The 21,455-nt window shown below is 66.4% G+C and carries 16 protein-coding genes; 8 read left to right on the forward strand and 8 right to left on the reverse strand.

Annotated features, from left to right (window positions below):
* Both ACNFBT_RS00705 and ACNFBT_RS00710 read right to left on the reverse strand, forming a co-directional pair.
* Positions 1-765 carry a DUF3658 domain-containing protein gene (locus tag ACNFBT_RS00705; protein ID WP_416745541.1) on the reverse strand — a complete coding sequence of 255 codons (765 nt, stop codon included), beginning with the start codon at positions 763-765 and terminating at the stop codon, positions 1-3.
* Complete coding sequence (locus ACNFBT_RS00710; RefSeq protein ID WP_416745543.1) at positions 762-1,727, reverse strand: 2-hydroxyacid dehydrogenase; 966 nt, start codon at positions 1,725-1,727, stop codon at positions 762-764. The genes ACNFBT_RS00705 and ACNFBT_RS00710 overlap by 4 nt, the downstream gene beginning before the upstream one ends.
* An 82-nt stretch (positions 1,728-1,809) precedes the next feature.
* On the opposite strand from ACNFBT_RS00710, the gene ACNFBT_RS00715 reads away from it, so the two are divergent.
* A complete protein-coding gene (locus tag ACNFBT_RS00715; RefSeq protein WP_416745545.1) occupies positions 1,810-2,439 on the forward strand; it encodes a LysE family translocator in 630 nt (209 codons plus the stop codon).
* 34 nt (positions 2,440-2,473) lie between these two features.
* On the opposite strand, the gene ACNFBT_RS00720 is transcribed toward ACNFBT_RS00715, so the two are convergent.
* The 4 genes from ACNFBT_RS00720 to ACNFBT_RS00735 form a co-directional block, all read right to left on the reverse strand.
* Positions 2,474-3,718 carry a cytochrome c gene (locus tag ACNFBT_RS00720; protein WP_416745547.1) on the reverse strand — a complete coding sequence of 415 codons (1,245 nt, stop codon included), beginning with the start codon at positions 3,716-3,718 and terminating at the stop codon, positions 2,474-2,476.
* A gap of 11 nt (positions 3,719-3,729) precedes the next feature.
* Positions 3,730-5,493 carry a GMC family oxidoreductase gene (locus ACNFBT_RS00725; RefSeq protein WP_416747149.1) on the reverse strand — a complete coding sequence of 588 codons (1,764 nt, stop codon included), beginning with the start codon at positions 5,491-5,493 and terminating at the stop codon, positions 3,730-3,732.
* Positions 5,494-5,512: 19 nt separating this feature from the next.
* On the reverse strand, positions 5,513-6,244 hold the full coding sequence (locus ACNFBT_RS00730; RefSeq protein ID WP_416747151.1) for a gluconate 2-dehydrogenase subunit 3 family protein: 732 nt from the start codon (positions 6,242-6,244) through the stop codon (positions 5,513-5,515).
* A 112-nt stretch (positions 6,245-6,356) separates the two neighbouring features.
* Positions 6,357-7,160 (reverse strand): AraC family transcriptional regulator, encoded by an 804-nt coding sequence (locus ACNFBT_RS00735; protein WP_416745549.1) that lies wholly within the window; start codon positions 7,158-7,160, stop codon positions 6,357-6,359.
* Positions 7,161-7,248: 88 nt separating this feature from the next.
* On the opposite strand from ACNFBT_RS00735, the gene ACNFBT_RS00740 reads away from it, so the two are divergent.
* Positions 7,249-8,433 carry an MFS transporter gene (locus ACNFBT_RS00740; protein ID WP_416745551.1) on the forward strand — a complete coding sequence of 395 codons (1,185 nt, stop codon included), beginning with the start codon at positions 7,249-7,251 and terminating at the stop codon, positions 8,431-8,433.
* 49 nt (positions 8,434-8,482) lie between these two features.
* Here ACNFBT_RS00740 and ACNFBT_RS00745 read toward each other — a convergent pair whose 3' ends face one another.
* On the reverse strand, positions 8,483-9,658 hold the full coding sequence (locus ACNFBT_RS00745; protein ID WP_416745553.1) for a thiolase family protein: 1,176 nt from the start codon (positions 9,656-9,658) through the stop codon (positions 8,483-8,485).
* 271 nt (positions 9,659-9,929) lie between these two features.
* Between ACNFBT_RS00745 and ACNFBT_RS00750 the strand changes: the two genes are divergently transcribed.
* The 4 genes from ACNFBT_RS00750 (at position 9,930) to ACNFBT_RS00765 (ending at position 18,206) form a co-directional block, all read left to right on the forward strand.
* A complete protein-coding gene (locus ACNFBT_RS00750) occupies positions 9,930-11,612 on the forward strand; it encodes a fatty acid--CoA ligase (RefSeq protein WP_416745555.1) in 1,683 nt (560 codons plus the stop codon).
* A gap of 207 nt (positions 11,613-11,819) precedes the next feature.
* Entirely contained in the window at positions 11,820-13,742 is a 1,923-nt protein-coding gene (locus ACNFBT_RS00755; RefSeq protein ID WP_416745557.1) for a DUF1302 domain-containing protein, read from the forward strand.
* A 152-nt stretch (positions 13,743-13,894) separates the two neighbouring features.
* Entirely contained in the window at positions 13,895-15,262 is a 1,368-nt protein-coding gene (locus ACNFBT_RS00760; protein WP_416745559.1) for a DUF1329 domain-containing protein, read from the forward strand.
* A gap of 217 nt (positions 15,263-15,479) precedes the next feature.
* Positions 15,480-18,206: a LuxR C-terminal-related transcriptional regulator gene (locus ACNFBT_RS00765; RefSeq protein ID WP_416745561.1), complete on the forward strand. Its 2,727-nt coding sequence runs from the start codon at positions 15,480-15,482 to the stop codon at positions 18,204-18,206.
* Between the two features lie 257 nt (positions 18,207-18,463).
* Here ACNFBT_RS00765 and ACNFBT_RS00770 read toward each other — a convergent pair whose 3' ends face one another.
* On the reverse strand, positions 18,464-19,339 hold the full coding sequence (locus tag ACNFBT_RS00770; RefSeq protein ID WP_416745563.1) for a hypothetical protein: 876 nt from the start codon (positions 19,337-19,339) through the stop codon (positions 18,464-18,466).
* Between the two features lie 100 nt (positions 19,340-19,439).
* Here ACNFBT_RS00770 and ACNFBT_RS00775 point away from each other — a divergent pair, with 100 nt between their 5' ends.
* Positions 19,440-20,084, forward strand: coding sequence for a TetR/AcrR family transcriptional regulator (locus ACNFBT_RS00775; RefSeq protein WP_416745565.1), 645 nt, complete (start codon positions 19,440-19,442; stop codon positions 20,082-20,084).
* 72 nt (positions 20,085-20,156) lie between these two features.
* Positions 20,157-21,095, forward strand: a complete 939-nt coding sequence (locus tag ACNFBT_RS00780; RefSeq protein WP_416745567.1) for an alpha/beta fold hydrolase — start codon at positions 20,157-20,159, stop codon at positions 21,093-21,095.
* Positions 21,096-21,455 lie beyond the last annotated feature (360 nt).

Genomic DNA, 21,455 nt, shown 5'->3' on the forward strand with positions numbered 1-21,455 from the left:
CTAGGCGAGCCGCACCTCGGCGTTCTTCCATAAGTCCTCGCCGCGCAGCGCAAGGCGCCCTGCCGCGACCAGTTCGCGCAGGCGCCAGGCGGCCAGCAGGTCGCTGACGAACAGGCCCTCGACGTAGGCCATGGTCGGCCCGATCACCGACTGCGCCGGGCGCCAGGAGTCGCTGGCGCTGTCCACCAGGATGCGGTCGATGTGTTCGTAGCCGGTGCCGCTGAGTTGGCCGTCCAGCCAAAGGCGCAGTTCGGCGTTATCGGTCAGGGCGCCTTGCCAGTCTTCACCGAGGCACTGGCGTTCGGTGGCATCCACTTCATGGCTGGCGGCCAGGGCGTTAGCCAGTTCAACGGGTTTGAGCATGGCGATGGCGTGGCGGTCGTCGCTGCGGCACTGGCCGCTACCGGCGCCGACGCTGCGCAGGGTGACGTGCGCCGGCAACAGTGCGCAGGCGCGGCGCAGCAGCAATTGCTCGCTGGCGCTGTCGCCGTGCCAGAGGGTGACGATGGCGGCATCCGGGCTGCGCAGCCAGTTCACGTCGGTGGCCAGCTCGATGGCGATTTCCCGGTCCCGCAGGGCATCCCCGCCCAGTGCGTGCCAGAACGCGGCGCGCTGTTGGCAGGGCGGCGAGTCCACATCGGTCAGTGGGCCGACGGCCAGGTCGTCCGGCATCACGCGGATTTTCTTCGCGACCAGCACGCCGGCCTCCACCGCCCGGTGCAGCGCGTGGGCGGCGCCGTCGCCGCAGACCAGGTGCAGGCTCATGGCGCCACCACCCGACGCGGTTCGCCGGCGAAGAAGCTGGCGGCGTTCTCGCTCAACTGGCCGACGATGCGCTGCCTGGCCTCGCGGCTGCCCCAGGCGCTGTGCGGGGTGAGGATGAAGCGCGGGAGGTCGCCGGCCAGCAGCGGGTTGCCGTCTTTCGGCGGCTCCACGCTGAGCACGTCGAAGGCGGCGCCGCCCAGGTGGCCGCGGCGCAGGGTGTCGGCCAGCGCTTGCTCGTCCACCAGCCCGCCGCGGGCGGTGTTGATCAGGAAGGCGTGGGGTTTCATCAGGTCCAGCTCGCGCTGGCCGATCAGGTTACGCGTGGCGTCGGTCAGCGGGCAGTGCAGGGTAAGGGCGTCGACCTGCGGCAGCAGCTCGTCCAGGGGTAGGCGGTCAGCGCGCGGCGGGCGTCCGGGCAGGGCGCCGAGCAGTACGCGCATGCCGAAGGCTTCCGCCAGCTTTGCCACCGCGCCGCCCAGTTCGCCGTGACCGAGCAGGCCGAGTGTCTTGCCTTCCATTTCGACGATGGGGAAATCCAGCAGGCAGAACTGTGGCGCCTGCTGCCAGCGCCCGGCGCGGACCGCTGCCTGGTAGTCGGGCAGGCGGGTGGCGAGGGCGAGCAGCAGCATCAGGGTGTGCTGGGCCACCGACGGGGTGCCATAGCCCTGGCAGTTGCTCACCGTCACGCCGTGGCGGCGAGCGGCGGCGAGGTCGATGTTGTTGGTGCCGGTGGCGGCGACCAGGATCAGTTTGAGGTCCGGGCAGCGTTCCAGCGCGGCGGCGTCGATGCGAACCTTGTTGCTGATCGCCACCTGGGCGCCTTCGAGCCGTTCGGCCACCTGCTCCGCGTCGCTGCGCCCGTGCAGGACCAGCTCGCCGAACTCCGCGCGCAGCGGCGCGAGGTCGAGGTCCCCGAGGTCGAGGGAGGCGTGGTCGAGGAAGACGGCGCGGGGGCTGTTCATGTGCAGCTGTACCTTTTGCGGTAAATCGGTCTGACGTAAGGTGGTCAGCCTAACCGTTTTTCGATGGGTCTGCGGAGGCACGATGTACTGGACGGAATTTCTCACCGTGGCATTCATCCACCTGCTGGCGGTGGCCAGCCCCGGTCCGGATTTCGCCGTGGTGGTGCGCGAGAGCGTGACCCACGGGCGCCGCGCCGGCACCTGGACGGCGCTGGGGGTGGGCAGCGCGATCTTCCTGCACGTCACCTATTCGTTGCTGGGGATCGGTCTGATCGTGTCCCAGTCCATCGTGCTGTTCAACGCGCTGAAGTGGCTGGCGGCGGCCTACCTGCTGTACATCGGCATCAAGGCGCTGCGGGCGCGTCCGGCCGATCCGGCGGCCGCCGAAACCGCCACCGCGCCGGTGGCGCGCGCGGCGCGCGGGGCCTATGTCGCCGGTTTCGTCACCAACGGCCTGAATCCCAAGGCCACGCTGTTCTTCCTTTCCCTCTTCACCGTGGTGATCAACCCGCATACGCCGCTGTTGGTGCAGGCCGGCTACGGTGTTTACCTGGCGTGCGCCACGGCGGTCTGGTTCTGCCTGGTGGCATTGCTGTTCAGCCAGCAGCGCGTGCGCGCCGGCTTCGCCCGCATGGGCCACTGGTTCGACCGGGTGATGGGCGTGGTGCTGGTGGGGCTGGGGATCAAGCTGGCGTTCACCGAGCTGCGCTGACGGAAAAGGGCGCGCCCGCGCGCGCCCCGGGCCTTTACTCCAATGCCCGTATGCGGGCCACCTCCGCGGCTGTCACAGCGGCTGCGTCATAGCCCCAGGCCGAGCGCAGGAAGGTCGCCAGCTCGGCGACCTGCGCATCGTTCAGGCGCCAGCCGAAGTCAGGCATGGTCAGACCGGTGGGGGCGCCTTGCGTCTTCGGTACGCTCGAACCCTTGAGGATGATGTGGATCAGTGACTCCGGACTGGCGCCCAGCACCGCTGAGTTGCCGGCCAGACGCGGGAAGGTGGCGCGGTAGCCCTGGCCATCGCTGCGGTGGCAGGCGGCGCAGTTGTCCAGGTAGAGCGCTTCGCCTTCGCCCTGGGGCTTGCCCTCGGCGAGCCGTGGCGTGGTCTGGTCCGCCGCTGTGTGGCGGGGAGCCTGTCCTTCACCCAGGGAACCGAGGTACACGGCCACCGCCTTCAGGTCGGCGTCGCTGAAATACTGGGTGCTGTGCAGTACCGCGTCCGACATCGCGCCGAACGCGGCGGAGTGGTCGTTGCGCCCGGTCCTCAGGAAGGTAATCAGGTCCTGTTCGCTCCAGCCTTGCAGGCTGCCGGGTTGCGCGCCGCCGATATCCGGCGCGGCCCAGCCATCCTGCACGGCGCCAGAGAGGTACTGCGGGCTGCCCTGGTCCAGCGCCTTCTCCTGCAAGGCGATGCCCCGTGGCGTGTGGCAGGAGCCGCAATGTCCCAGGCCCTGCACCAGATAGGCGCCACGGTTCCATTCCGCTGAGCGCCCTGCAACCTCCTGGTAGGCGCCCTGTGGGGTGAAGGCGGCGCTCCAGAGTGCCAGCGGCCAGCGCATGTTGAGTGGCCAGGGGATGCCGGAGGGGCGCGCCTTGCTCGGCAGCGCCTCCACGCCGTGCATGAAGTAGGCGTAGAGGTCGCCGACGTCCTGGTCCCTGAGCCGGGAGAAGGAGGGATAGGGCATGGCCGGGTAGAGATAGTGGCCGTCGGCGGCGCGTCCCTTGCGCAGGGCATCGGCGAATTGCTCGAGGCTGTAGCGGCCAATGCCGTCGGCGTCGTCGGGCGTGATGTTGGTGGAGTAGATCGCCCCCAGCGGCGATTGCAGGGGGGCGCCGCCGGCGAACGGTCGCTTGGGGTCGGCGGTGTGGCAGGCCGCGCAGTCACCCAGCAGGGCGAGGTACTTGCCGCGAGCGACGCTGGCGTCCCGGGCTTCGTCGGCGAAGACGGCGCCGCTGGCCAGCACTATCGCCAGGGACAGGAATGCGAGTTTCATGGCGATTCTCCTCAGGCGGATACCAGCGGACCGGGGTTCTTCAGGTACTGCTGGCGGATGGCGTGGGCCGCCCAATAGGCCAGCGCGCCGACGATGCCGGTGGGGTTGTAGGCCATGTTCTGGGGGAAGGCGCTGGCGCCCAGGACGAACAGGTTCGGTACGTCCCAGCTCTGCAGGTACTTGTTCACCACGCTCTGTTTCGGGTTCTCGCCCATGATGGCGCCGCCAGTGGTGTGGGTGCTCTGGTAGACCGTCCAGTTGAAGCGCGAGCCCGGCTTGGGGCCGCCGGCGAAGCTGTAGCGCGGGTTGAGTACCCGGGCGATCTCCTCCATGCGCTGGACCATGAACTGGGCCTGGCGGATGTCGTTGTCCTTCCAGTCGAAGGTCATGCGCAGCAGCGGCAGGCCGTTCTCGTCGGTGTAGGTCGGATCGAGATCGAGGTAGCAGTCGCGATAGGCCATGCTCGAGCCTTCGGCATGCAGGCCCATGTTGTGGCAGTAGTTGTCCTTGATCGCCTGCTTCCAGCCGCTACCCCAGGCGGGTGCGGTATCGGGCAGGGCCATCTGCTGAATGGGGCGGCCGCCGCTGGTGGAGGTGGAGAGGTAGGCGCCGCCGACGAAACCGTTGTTCTGGTTGAAGAAGGTTTCGTTGTTGAAGTCGTCCATGCAGGTGTAGCCGGCGCCCGCCCCGACGAAGGGGTTGAAGTGGCGGTCCTTGTCGAAGAACAGGGAGACCGAGGAGTTGGTCTGGTAGGCGTAGTTCTTGCCGACGGTCCCGCTGCCGCTGACGGGGTCGTAGGGTGTGCCGATCTTCGACAGCAGCAACAGGCGCACGTTGTGCAACTGGAAGGCGCTGAGGATCACCAGGTCCGCCGGTTGTTCGACCTCGCGTCCCTGGGCGTCGATGTAGGTCACGCCGGTGGCCTTGCGGCCGCCGGAGTCGGTGTTGATGCGGATGACCTTCGACTGGGTACGCAGTTCGAAATTCGGCTGCGTGAGCAGCACGGGCAGGATGGTCGACTGCGGGGATGCCTTGGAGTAGTTGAAACAACCGAAACGCTCGCAGTAGCCGCAGTAGTTGCAGGGGCCCATCTGCACGCCATAGGGGTTGGTGTAGGGCTCGGTGCAGTTGGAGGCGGGGCAGGGGAAGGCGTGCAGGCCCAGTTCCTTGCCGGCCTGGGTGAGCAACTGGCCGGGGTACAGCGTTTTCATCGCCGCCGTGGGGTAGGGGTTCCGGCGCGGCGCCTCGAACGGGTTGCCGCCGTCGAGCAGTTGGCCGCGCAGGTTGCCGGCTTGCCCGGCGGTTCCGCAGACCTTCTCGAAATGGTCGAACCAGGGCTCCAGTTCGTCGTAGGTGACGCCCCAGTCCTGGATCGTCATGCCGTCGGGGATGGCGTTGGCGCCGTGGCGTTCCAGGGTGTTGCTGCGCAGTTGCAGGTCGTAGGGTTGCATGCGCCAGTGCTGGCCGTTCCAGTGCACGCCGGCACCGCCCACACCGTTGCCCGGCAGGAAGGCGCCCAGGCGGCGGTAGGGCACCGCCGTGTCACCCGGCGCGTGGCGAATGGTGAGGGATTCCTTGGCGAGGTTCTGGAACAGCTTGTAGCGGATGCCGTAGGTCAGTTCGTCGGCCATGCGCGGGTAGGCGAAGTCGGGATAGGTGTCGCGCATTTCTCCGCGCTCCAGTGCCACCACCTTGAGGCCGGCGTCGCTCAGTTCCTTGGCCATGATCGCGCCGGTCCAGCCCAGGCCGATGACGACGGCGTCGACGGGGGCCATTTTCAGATTGCTCATCGGGTCAGCTCCTTTTGCCGGCGATGCTCACCGGGCCCTGGGGGTAGGGGCGATTGGGGCGGGAGGCCCAGTCGGCGAAGTCGGCGCGGGCACCGGGGAAGCCGATCAGCTTCCAGGAGGCCATGGTCCTGTTGCCGCCATGAATGGGGTCGCTCATCCAGCCTTCGCGGGTGTTCTGCAGCAGTTGCTGGAAGAACATCGCGCCGGGGCAGGCGCTCAGTTCCAGCTGGCCTTTTTCCAGATGGCTCAGCAGGGCTTCCTGTTGCGCCTGTTCCAGCTCGTGGAAGCGCTTGCCGCCGAAGGTGGCCTGGCAGTGCCGGTTCAGTTCGGCGATGCCGGTGCGGTAGATGTCGCGCGGCGCGAGGGTGCTCTGGAAACCCATCTCCGGCGGCGCCGGTATGGCGGGGCCTTTCAGGTACCAGATGCCGCCATGGCCGTAGTGCGTCTCCATCTGGCGGTCGATGAATTCCGGCACACCTTCGGCCACCGCGCCCGGACCGTTGGCGTCGCTGGGGATCAGGCGGTCGCAGGCGGCCAGCAGGAACTGCCATTCCTCGGCGGTGAAATAGAGCGGCACGTAGTCTTCTGCCGCGGACTGGGCGCTGCCGGGTGCGGTTGGCGGGGCCCCGGCGGCGTTGCCGGCGACCAGGCCGGCGCCGCCGAACAGCGTCACGGCGGGGATCAGGGTGAGGGTGTTTTTCAGGAATCGGCGGCGAGCGGGCTCGTCATCATCGATGTCGTCGGTCACTGGAGGGCGCTCTCGATTGGGGTGAACGCCTATGCTGGGACGGCCGACGCGGACTGTGTGACTCCACATTCGGATGTGGGGCGCGGAATTTTCCGGACTGTCAGTCGGCGTCGGAGATCCGACCGGTCTGGTGTTTCAAGGTCGACAATTGACTCAACGCCTGTAGGTACTCCCGCGGGTTCTCCCCCAGCAGCCGCCTGAACATCGCACTGAACGCCCGCCCGCTGGCGTAGCCCAGGGCCGTGGCGACGCTCTGCACGTTCTCCCCTGCCAGCAGGCGCGGCAGCGCCTCGGTCAGGCGCAACTGCTGGCGCCATTCCTGATAGCTCATGCCCAGTTCCTGACGGAACAGCCGGGCCAGGGTGCGCGAGCTGGCGCCCACCTGCTGGCCCCAGTCCTCCAGCGTGTGTGGATGTTCCGGGTGCCTCAGCAGCGCCTTGCAGATCGCCCGCAAGCGCCGGTCGGTCGGTAGCGGCAGGGCCAGGGGCAGTCGCTGCAGGGTGGCTATCTCCAGCAGGATCAACTGCTCCAGCAGCGGCAGCGCCGGCTCGCCCGGCTGCGCCTGCCAGCGGATGCAGCGCAGGATCATCTCCCGCAGCAGGGGCGTGACCGCCAGCACGCAGCAGTCGCTCAGATTCTGTGGACAGGCATCGGCGCGAATGAACAGGGTGCGCATGTGCACCTCGCCGGACATGTGGATTTCATGCCGGGTGCCCGGCGGAATCCACACCGCGCGGGTCGGCGGGATGACCCAGGCGCCCTGGCGGGTGACCAGGCGCATCAGGCCGGTGGCGGCGTAGAGCAGCTGTGCCTGCGGGTGATCGTGGGGTTCCACGTGATGGCCGTCGGCATAATCGAGGCCGATGGCGGCGAGGCGCTGGTTGTCGGGCAGTTTCAGGCGCATGTCGGCTTCGATGACTTTTCTGTCAGGTCTGCGTTTTGCGGACAACCTAGCATGGGCCTTCCTTCCAACCAAGCCGAGCGCCGACGCCATGTCCCGACCTCGAACGATCATCCGCTACATCAACGCCGCCCATATCATCGACCACATGTTCATGCTGATCTTCCCGGCCGCCGTGCTGGGCATGACGCAGAGCTTCGGCCTGAGCTACGCGCAGATGATCGGCCTGTCCCTGGGCGGCTTCATCGCCTTCGGCGCCTGCTCGATCCCGGCCGGCTGGCTGGGCGACAAGTGGGACCGCCGGCACATGATGCAGCTGTTCTTCTTCGGCATCGGTGCGGCGTCCATCCTCACCGGGCTTTCCAATTCCGTGCCGCTGCTGGTCGCCGGTCTGACCCTGATCGGCGTGTTCGCCGCCATCTACCACCCGGTGGGCACTGCGATGCTGGTAGCCCACGCGCAGAACCGTGGCCACGAGATCGGCATCAACGGTATGTGGGGCAATCTGGGGGTGGCGTTCGCCGCTTTGCTGACGGGTTTCCTCACCGCGCATTTCGGCTGGCGCGCGGCATTCATCCTGCCGGGGGCCGTGGCGGTGTTGATCGGCATCGGCTTCGCCTGGCAGGTCCGTGCCGAAGCGCCGGTGGCGGTTCAGCATCCGGCGCCGAGGGGCGTGGGCGGGCAGAAGCTGTCGATGCCACGGGTGTTCGGCGTGCTGGCGCTGGTGACGGCCACCGGTGGCGTGGTGTTCAACGCCAGCACCGTGACTTACCCGCGGCTGTTCCAGGTACGCCTTGAAGCGCTGCTGGCCTCGCCGGAAAGCCTCGGCGTGGTGGTCAGCCTGGCCTATGCCTTCGGCGCCGTGGCGCAGCTGATCATGGGGCGCCTGCTGGACCGCTTCAGCCTCAAGGGCCCGTTCCTGCTCATGACCTTCTGCCAGGGCCCGCTGCTGGTGGCGCTGGCCTATGCCGAAGGCTGGCCGGTGGCGGTGGTCGGTGCGTTGTTCATGTTCGCGGTGTTCGGCCAGGTGACGGTGAACGACGCGATGGTCGCCAACTTCGTCGCGCCGCAGTGGCAGGCCAGGGTGTTCGCCCTGCGTTACTTCGTGTCCTTCGGCGCCAGCGCGGCGGCGATTCCGCTGATCAGCTACATCGAGCCGCGCCAGGGGTTGACCGGACTCTACCTGATCCTGGCGGCGCTGGGGGCGGTCACCTTCCTGGCGGCGGCGGTGTTCCCACGCACGGCACCGCATGCGCCGAAGGTGGCCACGGCCTGAAACCAAAAAAGGGGCGCCGAGGCGCCCCTTTCTCATGCCTGATTGAATATCAGACCAGCTCGATCGCCACCGCGGTGGCTTCGCCGCCACCGATGCACAGCGAGGCGATGCCGCGCTTGCCGCCCTTCTTCTGCAGGGCGTTGATCAGGGTGATGATGATCCGCGAGCCGGTGGAGCCGACCGGGTGGCCCTGGGCGCAGGCGCCGCCGTAGACGTTGACCTTGGCGTGGTCCAGGCCGTGTTCGCGCATGGCGAGCATGGTGACCATGGCGAAGGCTTCGTTGATCTCGAACAGGTCCACGTCGTCCTTGTTCCAGCCGGTCTTCTTGAACAGGTTGGTCATGGCGCCGATCGGGGCGAGGGTGAACTCGGCCGGGTCCTGGCTCTGGGTGGCGTGGGCGACGATCTTCGCCAGCGGCTTCAGGCCACGGCGCGCGGCTTCTTCAGCGGTCATCAGGACCAGCGCGGAGGCGCCGTCGGAGATGGAGCTGGCGTTGGCGGCGGTGATGGTGCCGTCCTTCTTGAACGCAGCCTTGAGGCCCGGGATCTTGTCCAGGTTGGCGGTCAGCGGCTGCTCGTCGTCCTTCACCACGGTCTCGCCCTTGCGGGTGGTCACGGTGACCGGAACGATTTCCGAAGCCAGCGAACCGTCGGCGATGGCGGCCTGGGCGCGCTTGAGGGATTCGATGGCGTAGGCGTCCATTTCCTCACGGGTCACGCCGTACTTGTCGGCGGTTTCCTGGGCGAAGGAGCCCATCAGGCGACCGGTGCGGGCGTCTTCCAGGCCGTCGAGGAACATGTGGTCCTTGATCTCGCCGTGGCCCATGCGCAGGCCGGTGCGGGCTTTTTCGATCACGTAGGGGGCGTTGGACATGCTTTCCATGCCGCCGGCGACCATCACGTTGTTGCTGCCCGCCTTGAGCAGGTCGTGGGCCAGCATCACGGCCTTCATGCCGGAGCCGCAGAGCTTGTTGATGGTGGTGCAGCCGGTGGCGGCGGGCAGGCCGGCGTTCAGCGCCGCCTGGCGGGCCGGACCTTGCTTCAGGCCGGCTGGCAGCACGTTGCCCATGATCACTTCCTGCACGTCCTCGGGCTGGATGCCGGCACGGGCAATGGCTTCGCGGATGGCGACGGCGCCCAGCTCCACGGCGGGAACACCGGACAGGCTGCCCTGGAAGCCGCCCATGGGAGTACGGGCGCCGCTGACGATGACGATCTCGGACATGAAACTACCTCTTCGCTCTTGTTGTACGAGCCCGCGTATGACTGGCTGCGCGTCGGCAGAACTGCGTAGGAAGCAGGCCATACCCGGGCTCCGGGTAAGGATGCCGGCCGTGAACGACCGGGCGGGGTGGATTCTACCGCGTGACTGGATGTGGCCATAGAGTCATCGGCAAATCACTCTTTTGACTGATGAACGGACACGGGGAGGCCTCTAGAGTCGCAATCATCCTGATGTATTCCCTCTAGAAATCCAGCCGTGAGAGTGTCCCGCCATGCTGAAGACCCGTGTCATCCCTGCTGCACAGAACGCCTACCAGTACCCGTTGCTGATCAAGAGCCTGATGCTGTCGGGCAGCCGCTATGAAAAGGGCAGGGAAATCGTCTACCGCGACAGCGTGCGCTACAGCTATGCCACCTTCAACGAGCGCGTGGCGCGGCTGGCCAACGTGCTGACCGAGGCAGGGGTCAAGGCCGGTGACACCGTGGCGGTGATGGACTGGGACAGCCATCGCTACCTGGAGTGCATGTTCGCCATCCCGATGATCGGTGCGGTGCTGCACACCATCAACATCCGTCTCTCGCCCGACCAGATCCTCTACACCATGAACCACGCCGACGACCGCTTCGTGCTGGTCAACAGCGAATTCGTGCCGCTCTACCAGGGCATCGCCGGCCAGTTGACCACCGTAGAGAAGACCCTGCTGCTCACCGACGGCGCCGACAAGAGCTGCGCGCTGCCCAATTGCGTGGGCGAGTACGAGACCTTGCTGGCCGCTGCCAGCCCGCGCTACGCCTTCCCCGATTTCGACGAGAACTCGGTGGCCACCACCTTCTATACCACCGGCACCACCGGCAATCCCAAGGGCGTGTACTTCACCCACCGCCAGCTGGTGCTGCACACCCTGGCGATGGCCTCGACCATCGGCAGCCTGGACAGCATCCGCCTGATGGGCACCGACGACGTGTACATGCCAATCACCCCGATGTTCCACGTCCACGCCTGGGGAGTGCCCTACGTGGCCACCATGCTGGGGGTGAAGCAGGTGTATCCGGGCCGTTACGAGCCTGAGCTGCTGTGCAAGCTGATCCGCGAGGAGAAGGTGACCTTCTCCCACTGCGTGCCGACCATCCTGCAGATGATGCTCAACGCCGCCGGCGCCAAGGACTACGACTTCGGTGGGTTGAAGATCATCATCGGCGGCAGCGCGCTGAACCGCGCCCTGTATGACGCCGCCAAGGCCCGTGGCATCCAGCTGACCGCCGCCTACGGCATGTCCGAGACCTGCCCGCTGATCTCCTGCGGCTACCTCAACCAGGAGCTGCGCGCCGGCAGCGAGGACGAGCGCACCACCTACCGGATCAAGGCGGGCGTGCCGGTGCCGATGGTGGAGGCGGCGATCATGGACGAGCACGGCCAGCTCCTGCCGGCCGACGGCGAGTCCCAGGGCGAACTGGTGCTGCGCGCGCCCTGGCTGACCCAGGGCTATTTCCAGGAGCCGCAGAAGGGCGAGGAACTCTGGGCCGGCGGCTGGATGCACACCGGCGACGTCGCGACCATCGACGGCATGGGCTTCATCGATATCCGCGACCGCATCAAGGATGTGATCAAGACCGGCGGCGAGTGGCTGTCGTCGCTGGAGCTGGAAGACCTGATCAGCCGCCACCCGGCGGTGCGCGAAGTCGCGGTGGTGGGGGTGCCCGATCCGCAATGGGGCGAGCGTCCCTTCGCCCTGCTGGTGCTGCGCGAGGGCCAGTCGCTGGACGCCAAGGGGCTGAAGGAGCACCTCAAGCCTTTCGTCGAGCAGGGGAACATCAACAAGTGGGCGATTCCGTCCCAGATCGCCGTTGTTACTGAAGTTCCCAAGACCAGTGTCGGCAAGCTCGACAAGAAGCGTATCCGGGTAGACATCGCCCAATGGCAGGAGGCTGGCAGCGCTTTCCTCTCCACGGTTTGAGCGACGACCGGTTGGTCAGTGTATGAAGCGTGCGTGCCAAGCAAGCGCTTGGCGCGGCGCAGGCCAGTGATGACGCCGTCTCCGGCCTGCGAAGGTGTCTAGTCAGGGCCTTGTGTAAGAGAAATCACACTTTCGAGCGATCAAGGTGTGTAGGGCCGTCGATATAGTCGCCACTACTCATAACAAAAAACACATGGAGTAGCGTCGATGAAAACCATGCAACATATCTGGCGACTGGCGCGTTTGCCGCTGGCCGTCAGCCTGGCTTCTACGCTGGCGACACCCGCTTCCGCGGTCACCTTCAACATCGGGGAAATCGAAGGTTCGTTCGACTCGTCGCTGTCCGTGGGGGCCAGCTGGTCGACGCAGAATCCGAACAAGAACCTCATCGGCGTCAACAACGGCGGCAAGGGCCTGTCCCAGACCTCCGACGACGGCCACCTGAACTACAAGGCCGGCGAAACCTTCTCGAAGATCTTCAAGGGCATTCACGACCTCGAGCTGAAGTACCAGGACACCGGCATCTTCCTGCGCGGCAAGTACTGGTACGACTTCGAGCAGAAGGACGAGGACACCGAGTTCAAGCCGCTCAGCGACGATGGTCGCAAGGAAGCCGCCAAGGCCTCCGGTTCCGAACTGCTCGATGCCTTCATCTACCACAACTACACCATCGCCGAACTGCCGGGCACCGTGCGCCTGGGCAAGCAGGTGGTGAACTGGGGTGAGAGTACCTTCATCCAGAACGGCATCAGCGTGATCAACCCGTTCGACGTGACCGCCTTCCGCCGTCCGGGCTCCGAGATCAAGGAAGCCCTGGTGCCGGTGAACATGTTCTACATGTCGCAGAACCTCACCGACAACCTCTCCGCCGAAGGCTTCTACCAGCTGGAGTGGGACCAGACGGTGGTCGACAACTGCGGCACCTTCTTCTCCCAGCCGGACGTCATCGCCGACGGCTGTACCCAGAACCTCGCGGTGCTGACCAACAACGCGTCCTCGATCCGCACCCTGAACGCCCTGCTCGGCCCGAACCTGGCGGTGACTCCGTCGCCGTGGAACGAAGGCCTGGTGGTGCAGCGCGGCCCGGACCGCGACGCCCGCGACAGCGGCCAGTACGGCCTGTCGCTGAAGTACTTCGCCGACAGCGTGAACACCGAGTTCGGCGGCTACTACATGAACTACCACAGCCGTCTGCCGATCTTCAGCGGCAAGGGCGCCGATCCCTCCAAGGTGGCGCAGATCAACCAGCTGATCACCAATATCGCCGCCATCAGCCCGTCCCTGGCCGCCCAGGCCGGTGCAGCAGCGATGGCCGGTAACTCCAGCTACTTCGTCGAGTATCCGGAAGACATCCATCTGTACGGCCTGAGCTTCTCCACCACGCTGCCCACCGGCACCGCCTGGCAGGGCGAGATCAGCTACCGTCCGAACGCTCCGGTGCAGCTGAACACCACCGATATCCTGTATTCCGGCCTGGACCCGGTTTCCATCGGCGGCAACCATGTCTACAACAACGCCTCGGTGCTCAACGGCAGCGCCGGCGAGGACCTGCACGGCTACCGCCGCAAGGAAGTCACCCAGCTGCAGACCACCTTCACCCACTTCTTCGACCAGGTCATGGGCGCCGAGCGTCTGACCCTGGTGGGCGAGGTTGGCTGGACCCACGTCGGCGGCCTGGAAAGCCAGAACAAGGCGCGCTATGGCCGTGACCCGGTATTCGGCCCCGGCCCGCTGGCCGGCAGCCTCAGCGGCCGTCCGACCTGCGAGGCGCTGAACGTATCCACCCTGGGCACCGCCAACGCCAACAACGTCAGCCGCAACTGCGAAAGCGAAGGCTTCACCACCGCCGACTCCTGGGGTTACCGCGCTCGCGCCATCTGGGATTACAACGACGTCTTCGCCGGGGTGAACCTCAAGCCGAACGTGGCCTGGCAGCACGACGTGGACGGCTATTCGCCCGGCCCCGGCGGCAACTTCGAGGAAGGCCGCAAGGCGGTCAGCCTGGGTGTCGACGCCGACTACCTGAACACCTACACCGCGAGCCTGGCCTACACCACCTATTTCGACGGCAAGTATTCCACCGTCGACGATCGCGATTTCGTCAGCCTCAGCTTCGGGGTGAACTTCTAAACCGGTCGTTCAACCGGTCTCCGGCCCGCTACTGCGGCGGGCCATCCGCCGGTCGGGCGAACCGGCCGGCGGTGCAGCAGATACAACCCGCGACCCGTCCCGCAAGGGGCGGCCACCGCGGAGGGCACAGACTCAACGAGGACGATAAACGAATGAGAACAACAAAGATCCTGCTGCACACTGGCGCGCTGGCACTCAGCCTGCTCGCCACCCAGGTGATGGCGGCCGTCTCCGCCGACGAAGCGGCCAAGCTCGGCACCACCCTGACTCCGATGGGCGCGGAAAAGGCCGGCAACGCCGACGGCAGCATCCCGGCCTGGACCGGCGGCCTGCCCAAGAATGCCGGCAGCGCCGACAGCAAGGGCTTCCTCTCCGACCCGTTCGCCAGCGAGAAGCCGCTGTTCACCATCACCGCGCAGAACATGGACCAGTACAAGGCCAAGCTGACCCCCGGCCAGCAAGCCATGTTCAAGCGCTACCCGGACACCTACAAGATGCAGGTCTTCCCGTCGCACCGTACCGCCAGCGTACCGGACAGCGTGCTGGCGGCGACCAAGAAGAACGCCACCACCACCACCCTGGTGCAGGGCGGCAACGGCCTGCAGAACTTCCAGACCGCCAACCCCTTCCCGATTCCGAAGGACGGCCTGGAAGTCATCTGGAACCACATCACCCGCTACCGTGGCGGCCACGTGCGTCGTCTGGTGACCCAGGCCACCCCGCAGGTGAATGGCTCCTATTCGCTGGTGTACTTCCAGGACGAATTCGTCTTCCGCACAGACCTCAAGGACTACGACGCCAGCAAGCCGAGCAACGTCCTGTTCTACTTCAAGCAGCGCGTCACCGCCCCGGCGCGCCTGGCCGGCAACGTCCTGCTGGTGCACGAGACCCTCGACCAGGTGAAGGAACCGCGCCTGGCCTGGCTCTACAACGCCGGCCAGCGCCGCGTACGCCGCGCCCCGCAGGTGTCCTACGACGGCCCGGGTACCGCCGCCGACGGTCTGCGCACCTCCGACAACCTGGACATGTACAACGGCGCGCCGGACCGCTACGACTGGAAACTGGTGGGCAAGCAGGAGCTGTACATCCCTTACAACAACTACAAGCTCGATGATCCCAAGCTCAAGTACGCCGACATCATCAAGCCCGGCCACCTGAACCAGGACCTGACCCGCTACGAACTGCACCGCGTGTGGCACGTGACCGCCACCCTGAAGGCGGGCGAGCGCCACATCTATGCCAAGCGTGACTTCTACATCGACGAGGACACCTGGCAGGCCGTGGAGATCGACCACTACGACGGTCGCGGCACCCTGTGGCGCGTGGCCGAGGCCTTCAACCAGTACTACTACAACTACCAGGTACCGTGGTACACCGCCGAAACCCTGTATGACCTGCTGTCCGGTCGCTACCTGGTGCTGGGTCTGAAGAACGAGGAGAAATCCGCCTACGACTTCAACTACAGCGCTTCGGAAAGCGACTTCACCCCGGCAGCGCTGCGCCAGGAAGGCGTTCGCTGATCCCCCTCATCCCCAGGGTGGTTCCGTGGTGAGAAAAGACCGGCCTTCGGGCCGGTTTTTTTATGGGCGATCATCTGTCAGATGAATGAGAAGACTGAATGTCGGAAGGCTTCTGGTCATCTTGTGGGCAACGGTAACAAAATCGGCTTCAAATACCGCTCGCGAGCGGCTAGGCTCCGTCCACACAGAAACAAGAGCTAGAGCAAGAGCCAGGCTGATGACCGACTTCTCGACTCTGCCACCACTGACCGAGGTTCCCACCAGCACGGGGGGCAGCCGCTTCTTCCGGCCGCCGCTGCCGGATGGCCACGTCTCGCGCTCGCGTTTGTGCGAACGCATGGCGTCCGGACTGGCGGGACGGTTGATTCTGGTGTCTGCGCCTGCCGGGTTCGGCAAGAGTTCACTGGCCATCGAGTTCTGTCAGACCCTGGAAAGCCAGTGGCACAGCCTCTGGCTGGGGCTCAGTGTCAGGGACAGCGATCCGGGGCGTTTCCTCGAGCGCCTGCTCGAAGGCCTGCGCTTGCACTTTCCCACGCTGGGCGAAGAGGCCCTGGGCATCCTGAAGATGCGCCAGCGGCACCAGCCGTTCGCCTTCGAAGCCTGGCTCGACGACCTGCTCGATGAGCTGGTGGACAGCCTGTCCGTCGACCGCCCGCTGCTGCTGGTGCTCGACGACTACCACCTGGCCCAGGGCGCGGTGCTCGACCGCTGCCTGCAATTCCTCCTCAACCACCAGCCTCCCGGCCTGGTGCTGTTGGTCACCAGCCGCCAGCGTCCCGATTGGCACCTGGCGCGCCTGCGCCTGTCGCGGCACCTGCTGGAGTTCAGCGAACAGGACCTGCGCCTGACCGCCGAGGAAACCGCGCGGCTGGTGTCCGCCAACGGCGCGCAACTGGACGACAACGCCCTGGATAACCTGGTCGAGCGCAGCGAAGGCTGGATCGCCGGTCTGCGCCTGTGGCTGCTGGCCCACGGCGATGAACTGGCGGCGAAGGTGCCGGACCTGTCGGTGCACGGCGCCGAGGAGCTGATCCGCGATTACCTGTTGGAAGAGGTGATCGACAAGCAGTCGCCGGAGGTGCAGATCTTCCTTTACCAGACGGCGCGCTTCGAACGTTTTTCCGCCGAACTCTGCGATGCCCTGCGTGATGCCCACGACAGTGCCTCGATCCTGCGTCACCTGCAGCAGCACCAGGTGTTCCTGGTGCCGCTGGACGAGCAGGGCCAGTGGTTCCGCTATCACCATCTGTTCTCCGACCTGTTGCTGGCACGGCCGCTGCCCGGCTCCGGCCCTTCGGCCGCCGCGCTGCACCTGCGTGCCTGCCGCTGGTTCAGTGCCCAGGGATTGTTCGACGACGCCGTGGAGCAGGCCCTGCGCGCCGGCCACCCGGAAGTGGCGGCGAACCTGGTGCAGAGCTTGTCCGAGGAGCAGCTGCTGGCCGAACAGAACGTCGCCACGCTGCTGCGCTGGAAGATGGACCTGCCCGACAGCCTGCTGGCCAGTACGCCGCGTCTGATCGTGCTGTACAGCTGGGCCCTGGCGCTGGCCTGCCAATTGGATGCCGCCGAGGAACTGGGGCTGCAACTGTCGCGCTTCCTGCCGGCGGCCGACCCGGCTACCCAACGCGACCTGATGGCCCAGTGGCAGGCATTGGCCGGGGTGGTCGCCCGTGGCCGCGGCGACATCGCGACCGCCGAGCGACATTGTCGGGAGGCCCTGCAAGGGCTCGGAGCGGAACGCTTCGGCCCGCGCCTGCTGTGCCTGTCGACCCTGAGCAACCTGGCCATCGTCCGCGACGACCTGTGGCGCGCCCGCAACTTGAACCGGGATGCACTGGAGCTGGCGCAACGCTTCGGCAATCCGCTGTTCGAGGCGATGGTGCATTACGACCGCGCCCGCGTCCTGCAGGCGCGCGGCGAGGTGCTGCGCGCCGAAGAGGAAGTGCGCCAGGGGCTGGCGCGGCTCTCCGGGCTGTCGGGACAACGCCGCTACGCCGTGCGCGGGCGGTTGATGCTCTACCAGGGCTATCTGCGCAGCCTCGCGCTACAGCCGGACGAGGCGCGCAAGTGTCTCAAGGCCGGTATCGAGGAGGCGCGCGCCTGCCGGGACATCAGCCTGGTCATCGGCTTCTGCGTGCTGGCCAGCCTGGAAGGGCGGCTGGGCAACTACACCCGCGCCTTCGCCCATCTGGCTGAAGTCGAGCGGATGATGCACGTCTGGGACGTGCCGCCGGTCTACTACCTGTCGGCCATTACCCTGATCAAATGCGAACTCTGGCTCGGTCAGGGACAGGTCGAGCTGGCGGCGGCCTGGCTGGAGCGTCTGCGCGATACCTATACCGGCGCGGAGTCGGCCACGGCGCCGGAATGTTCGCCGCAGTTGCCGCGTAACGTGGAGCTGCTCCAGGCGCAACTGGAGCGCCGCGAAGGCCGGTGCGAGGCCGCCGAAGCACGGCTGCGTGCGGTGGCCAGCGGCGCGCTGGAGATCGGCGCCCACCTGCAGGCGCGGCTGGCGCAAGGGCAGCTGGTTGCACTTCTGCTGCAGGAAGGCCGCGAGCGTGAGGCGGAGCGGATGCTGGAAGACTGCCTGGGGGCGCTGGCGGTTGGCCTGGTGATTCCGCTGCACGAGACGTTGCAGCAGCATCCGGACTGGTTGCGCGAGCAACTGGCCGCCCGTACCTCCACGGTCGAGCTGGAGGCGTTGCGCGAGCGTCTGCCGGCGGCGCCGGAACGCAGTGGACAGGCGTCGGAGTGCCTGAGCGGGCGCGAGCTGGCGGTGCTGGAGTTGATCGCCCAGGGCTGCTCCAACCAGGAGATCAGCGATCGGTTGTTCATTTCCCTGCATACGGTCAAGAGCCACGCGCGGCACATCAACGACAAGCTCGGCGTGGAGCGCCGCACCCAGGCGGTGGCGCGGGCGAAGGAGATGGGGTTGTTGCGCTAGGGGGGATTCTGTTGCCTCGGTTTTCCCTCACCCCAGCCCTTGGCTTTGGCATCCTGCGTCGCCCTACCTCCCGCATCCATGCAGTCGTCTCCCAGGGGGAGCCGTCCGTACCAACTGGCGCCAAAGTTTCACCCTGCACCGCACGGTCCCCTCTCCCACCGGGAGAGGGTTAGGGTGAGGGCAGCCAATGCGTGATTGAGCGCTGGACTTTCAGCAGACGCTTGCGGCTCTTTTGTAGCCAGCATTTCACCCCGGCATTACATCACTGCCTTTTTCTTCTCCACCTCTGCCGGCGCACTCAGATCCAGCCCCTTCGGCACCGCCTGCCCCTTGGCCGGCGCGGCCAGCTGCTTCTGCACGTCATCCTGAATCGCCTGCAGCACCGGCAGCAGATCGCGCATGTTCTCGCGCACCTCCGCATAGGCATGCTTCTGCGCCAGCTCGTCCACGCGCATCAGCAGCTGCGCGCGGACTTCCAGCGGCAGATGGATGAACAGCTCGGGCATCTGCTTGGACAGCTCGGCGCTGTAGAGCACCAGGTCCTGGCGGTCGAACTGCGCGGTGAGTCCGAGGTAGTCCAGCGCGCTGCTGGTGAGCATCGAGGCTGCTGCCTTGGCCTCCTGCATGCCCTGCAGGCGCACCGGGTTGCGCTGCTCGTTCTGCGCCAGGGTCATCCAGAATTCCACCGTCAGGTTGAACAGGATCGCCTGCTCGCGCAGCGAGTAGCTCATCAGGCCCAGCGCCTCGGCGCCGTAGGGCTGCCTGGCGGCGCGGAAGTCGAAGTACAGGCGCATCAGCTCCTTGAGCTTGAACAGCACCTCGCGCGCCTCGTTCTGCCGCAGCTCCAGCGGGGCGTAGATGTTCAGCTGCGGGCGGAAATTCTCCTCGCTGACCATGCGCTGGTAGATCGGCCCGGTGAACTCGCCGCTGCGCCGGGGCAGGCCGTTGGCCTGGGATTCGTCGATCTTCTTCAGCGCGTCGATCAGCAGCTGGTAGTCGGCGCTGGTCCAGGGGCGCTTGATATCCGGGATCTTCTGCCCGAGGTAGTACAGGTCGGCGCTGAAGGCGGGGCGGCAGAGAACCAGCAAAAGGATGGCCAGCGGCCAGAGCAGACGGCGTGGTAGGTTCGGCACGAACGGGCTTTCCTTGCGCGGGGAGCGGTCGGCCTAGGTTAGCGAGGCCGGGGGCTGGCGTCATCCCGCGCCTTGGTTGGGTTGAGCAGGGGGAGGGGAGATGGAGTCGGCAGCGGTCAGCGCGGTCTTCGAGGACCTGGGCGGCATCGGCGCGCTGGCGCGCCAGAGCGAGGGGCCGCTGGTGGGGCACCTGCAACGGGCCAACATCCAGTTGGCGAGCATTCCCGTGTTCGTCGCCAAGGGGCTGGCCGATACCACGGTGAACGACCTGCTGGACGCCGCCAGGGTGTCGCGGCGCACCTTCTACAAATACTTCCAGAGCAAGCTCGACGTGCTCGAAGGCATCTACCGCACGGCGGTGCAACTGCTGCTGATGCGCTTTCGCGAGATGCGCACCGACGCCGGCAGCACCGACGCCTGGTTGCGGGCGATGGTCGAGCGCTTCTTCGACTACCACCTGGCGGTGGGGCCGATCATCCGCCTGATGCACGAGGAAGCGCTGCGCGCCGACTCGCCACTCGCCGCCCACCGCGCCGAAGCACACCGCGAGTTGCGGGCGCTGCTGGAAGAACGCTTCCAGGGCGAAGGCGTACAGCACGCGGTGCTGACCTACCAGGCGCTGATCTGGGCGCTGGAGTCCACCTCGCTGGAGTTGCTGGGCAAGGGGGGCGACATGCCGTTGGGGGAGGTCAAGCAGGTCATCGGTGACCTGTTGGTAACGACGCTCTGCTCACGCACTACCTAGGTTGGGCGCGGCGGCGAACGGGCTGTGGTGTGATCGAGGTTCGAGAACAACAAGCACGGGAGTCACTCGTCCATGTCCGCCACCCTGTCTCTGCAACCGCCACTGGCCGAGGGCCTGGCTCGCTACGGTTTCGGCGCCCTGTCGCTGGCCGCGCTGAAGGACCGCTACGCCGCGCCGGAAACCGGCTCGCGCTTCATCAACGTCGACGGCTTCGACATCCATTACCGTGACGAAGGCAGCCGCGACAAGCCGGTGCTGGTGATGGTCCACGGTGTGATGGCCTCGCTGCACACCTGGGACGGCTGGGTCGCCGAACTGGCCGAGCATTTCCGCATCATCCGCCTCGACGTACCGGGCTTCGGCCTCACCGGTGGCGGCAGCGACCGCGAATACAGCGGCGAGCGCCTGGTGAAGGTGTTCGGCATGTTCCTCGACCGCCTGGACCTGAAGCACGTTTCCATCGCCGGCAACTCCCTGGGCGGCTACATCGCCTGGAACTACGCGCTGGCGCAGCCGCACCGGGTGGAGCGGCTGATCCTGATCGACCCGGCCGGCTACTACATGCAGAAGGTGCCGCTGATGATCGCCAGCGCGGTGCTGCCCGGCGCCGGCGTGCTGATGCCGATGTGGATGCCGCGCGCGCTGGTGGCCCAGGGCATCAAGGAGGTTTACGGCGATGCGCGCAAGATCAAGCCGGGCGTGATCGACCGCTACTACGACATCAGCCGCCGTCCGGGTAACCGCCGGGCGATGATCGACATCTTCCGCGTGCTGGTGAAGGCCAACCGCGAGGAACTGACCGGCACCCCGACCCGGGTGGCGGAACTCAAGGTGCCGACGATGCTGATGTGGGGCGAGCGCGACCGCTGGATTTCGCCGCGCCACGTGCCGATGTGGCAGCGCGACGTGCCGGGGATCGAGGTGAAGGTCTATCCGGGCGTGGGGCATGTCCCGATGGAAGAGATTCCCCAGGAATCGGCGGCGGATGCATTGCGCTTCCTGCATGCCTGAACGCTGAGCGCCCCATGAAAAGGCCCGGCCAAGCGCCGGGCTTTTCGTTTTGCTGGGCTGCTCTTCGTAGGGCGCATAACGCGCTAGCGTTATCCGCCATTCAATGGCCGGCGGATAACCTGTTCCAGGTTATGCGCCCTACGGTCTGCTTTGCGTAGGAGCGGACTCCGTCCGCGGCCGCTCCGTTGATCAACTTGGCGAGCTGGATCAGCCGATCGCTGGCAGAGCTCGACCCTACCCGATAATTCCGCGCGCGCTCCGGCCCTCACCCTAACCCTCTCCCAAGGGGAGAGGGGACTGTTCGGTGCAGGATGAAACCTCGGCGTCAGCCGGCACGGTCTGCTCCCTCTCCCTGAGGGA

Origin of the sequence: Pseudomonas sp. NY15181 (genome assembly GCF_048068055.1) — a bacterium.
Taxonomy (GTDB): Bacteria; Pseudomonadota; Gammaproteobacteria; order Pseudomonadales; family Pseudomonadaceae; genus Pseudomonas.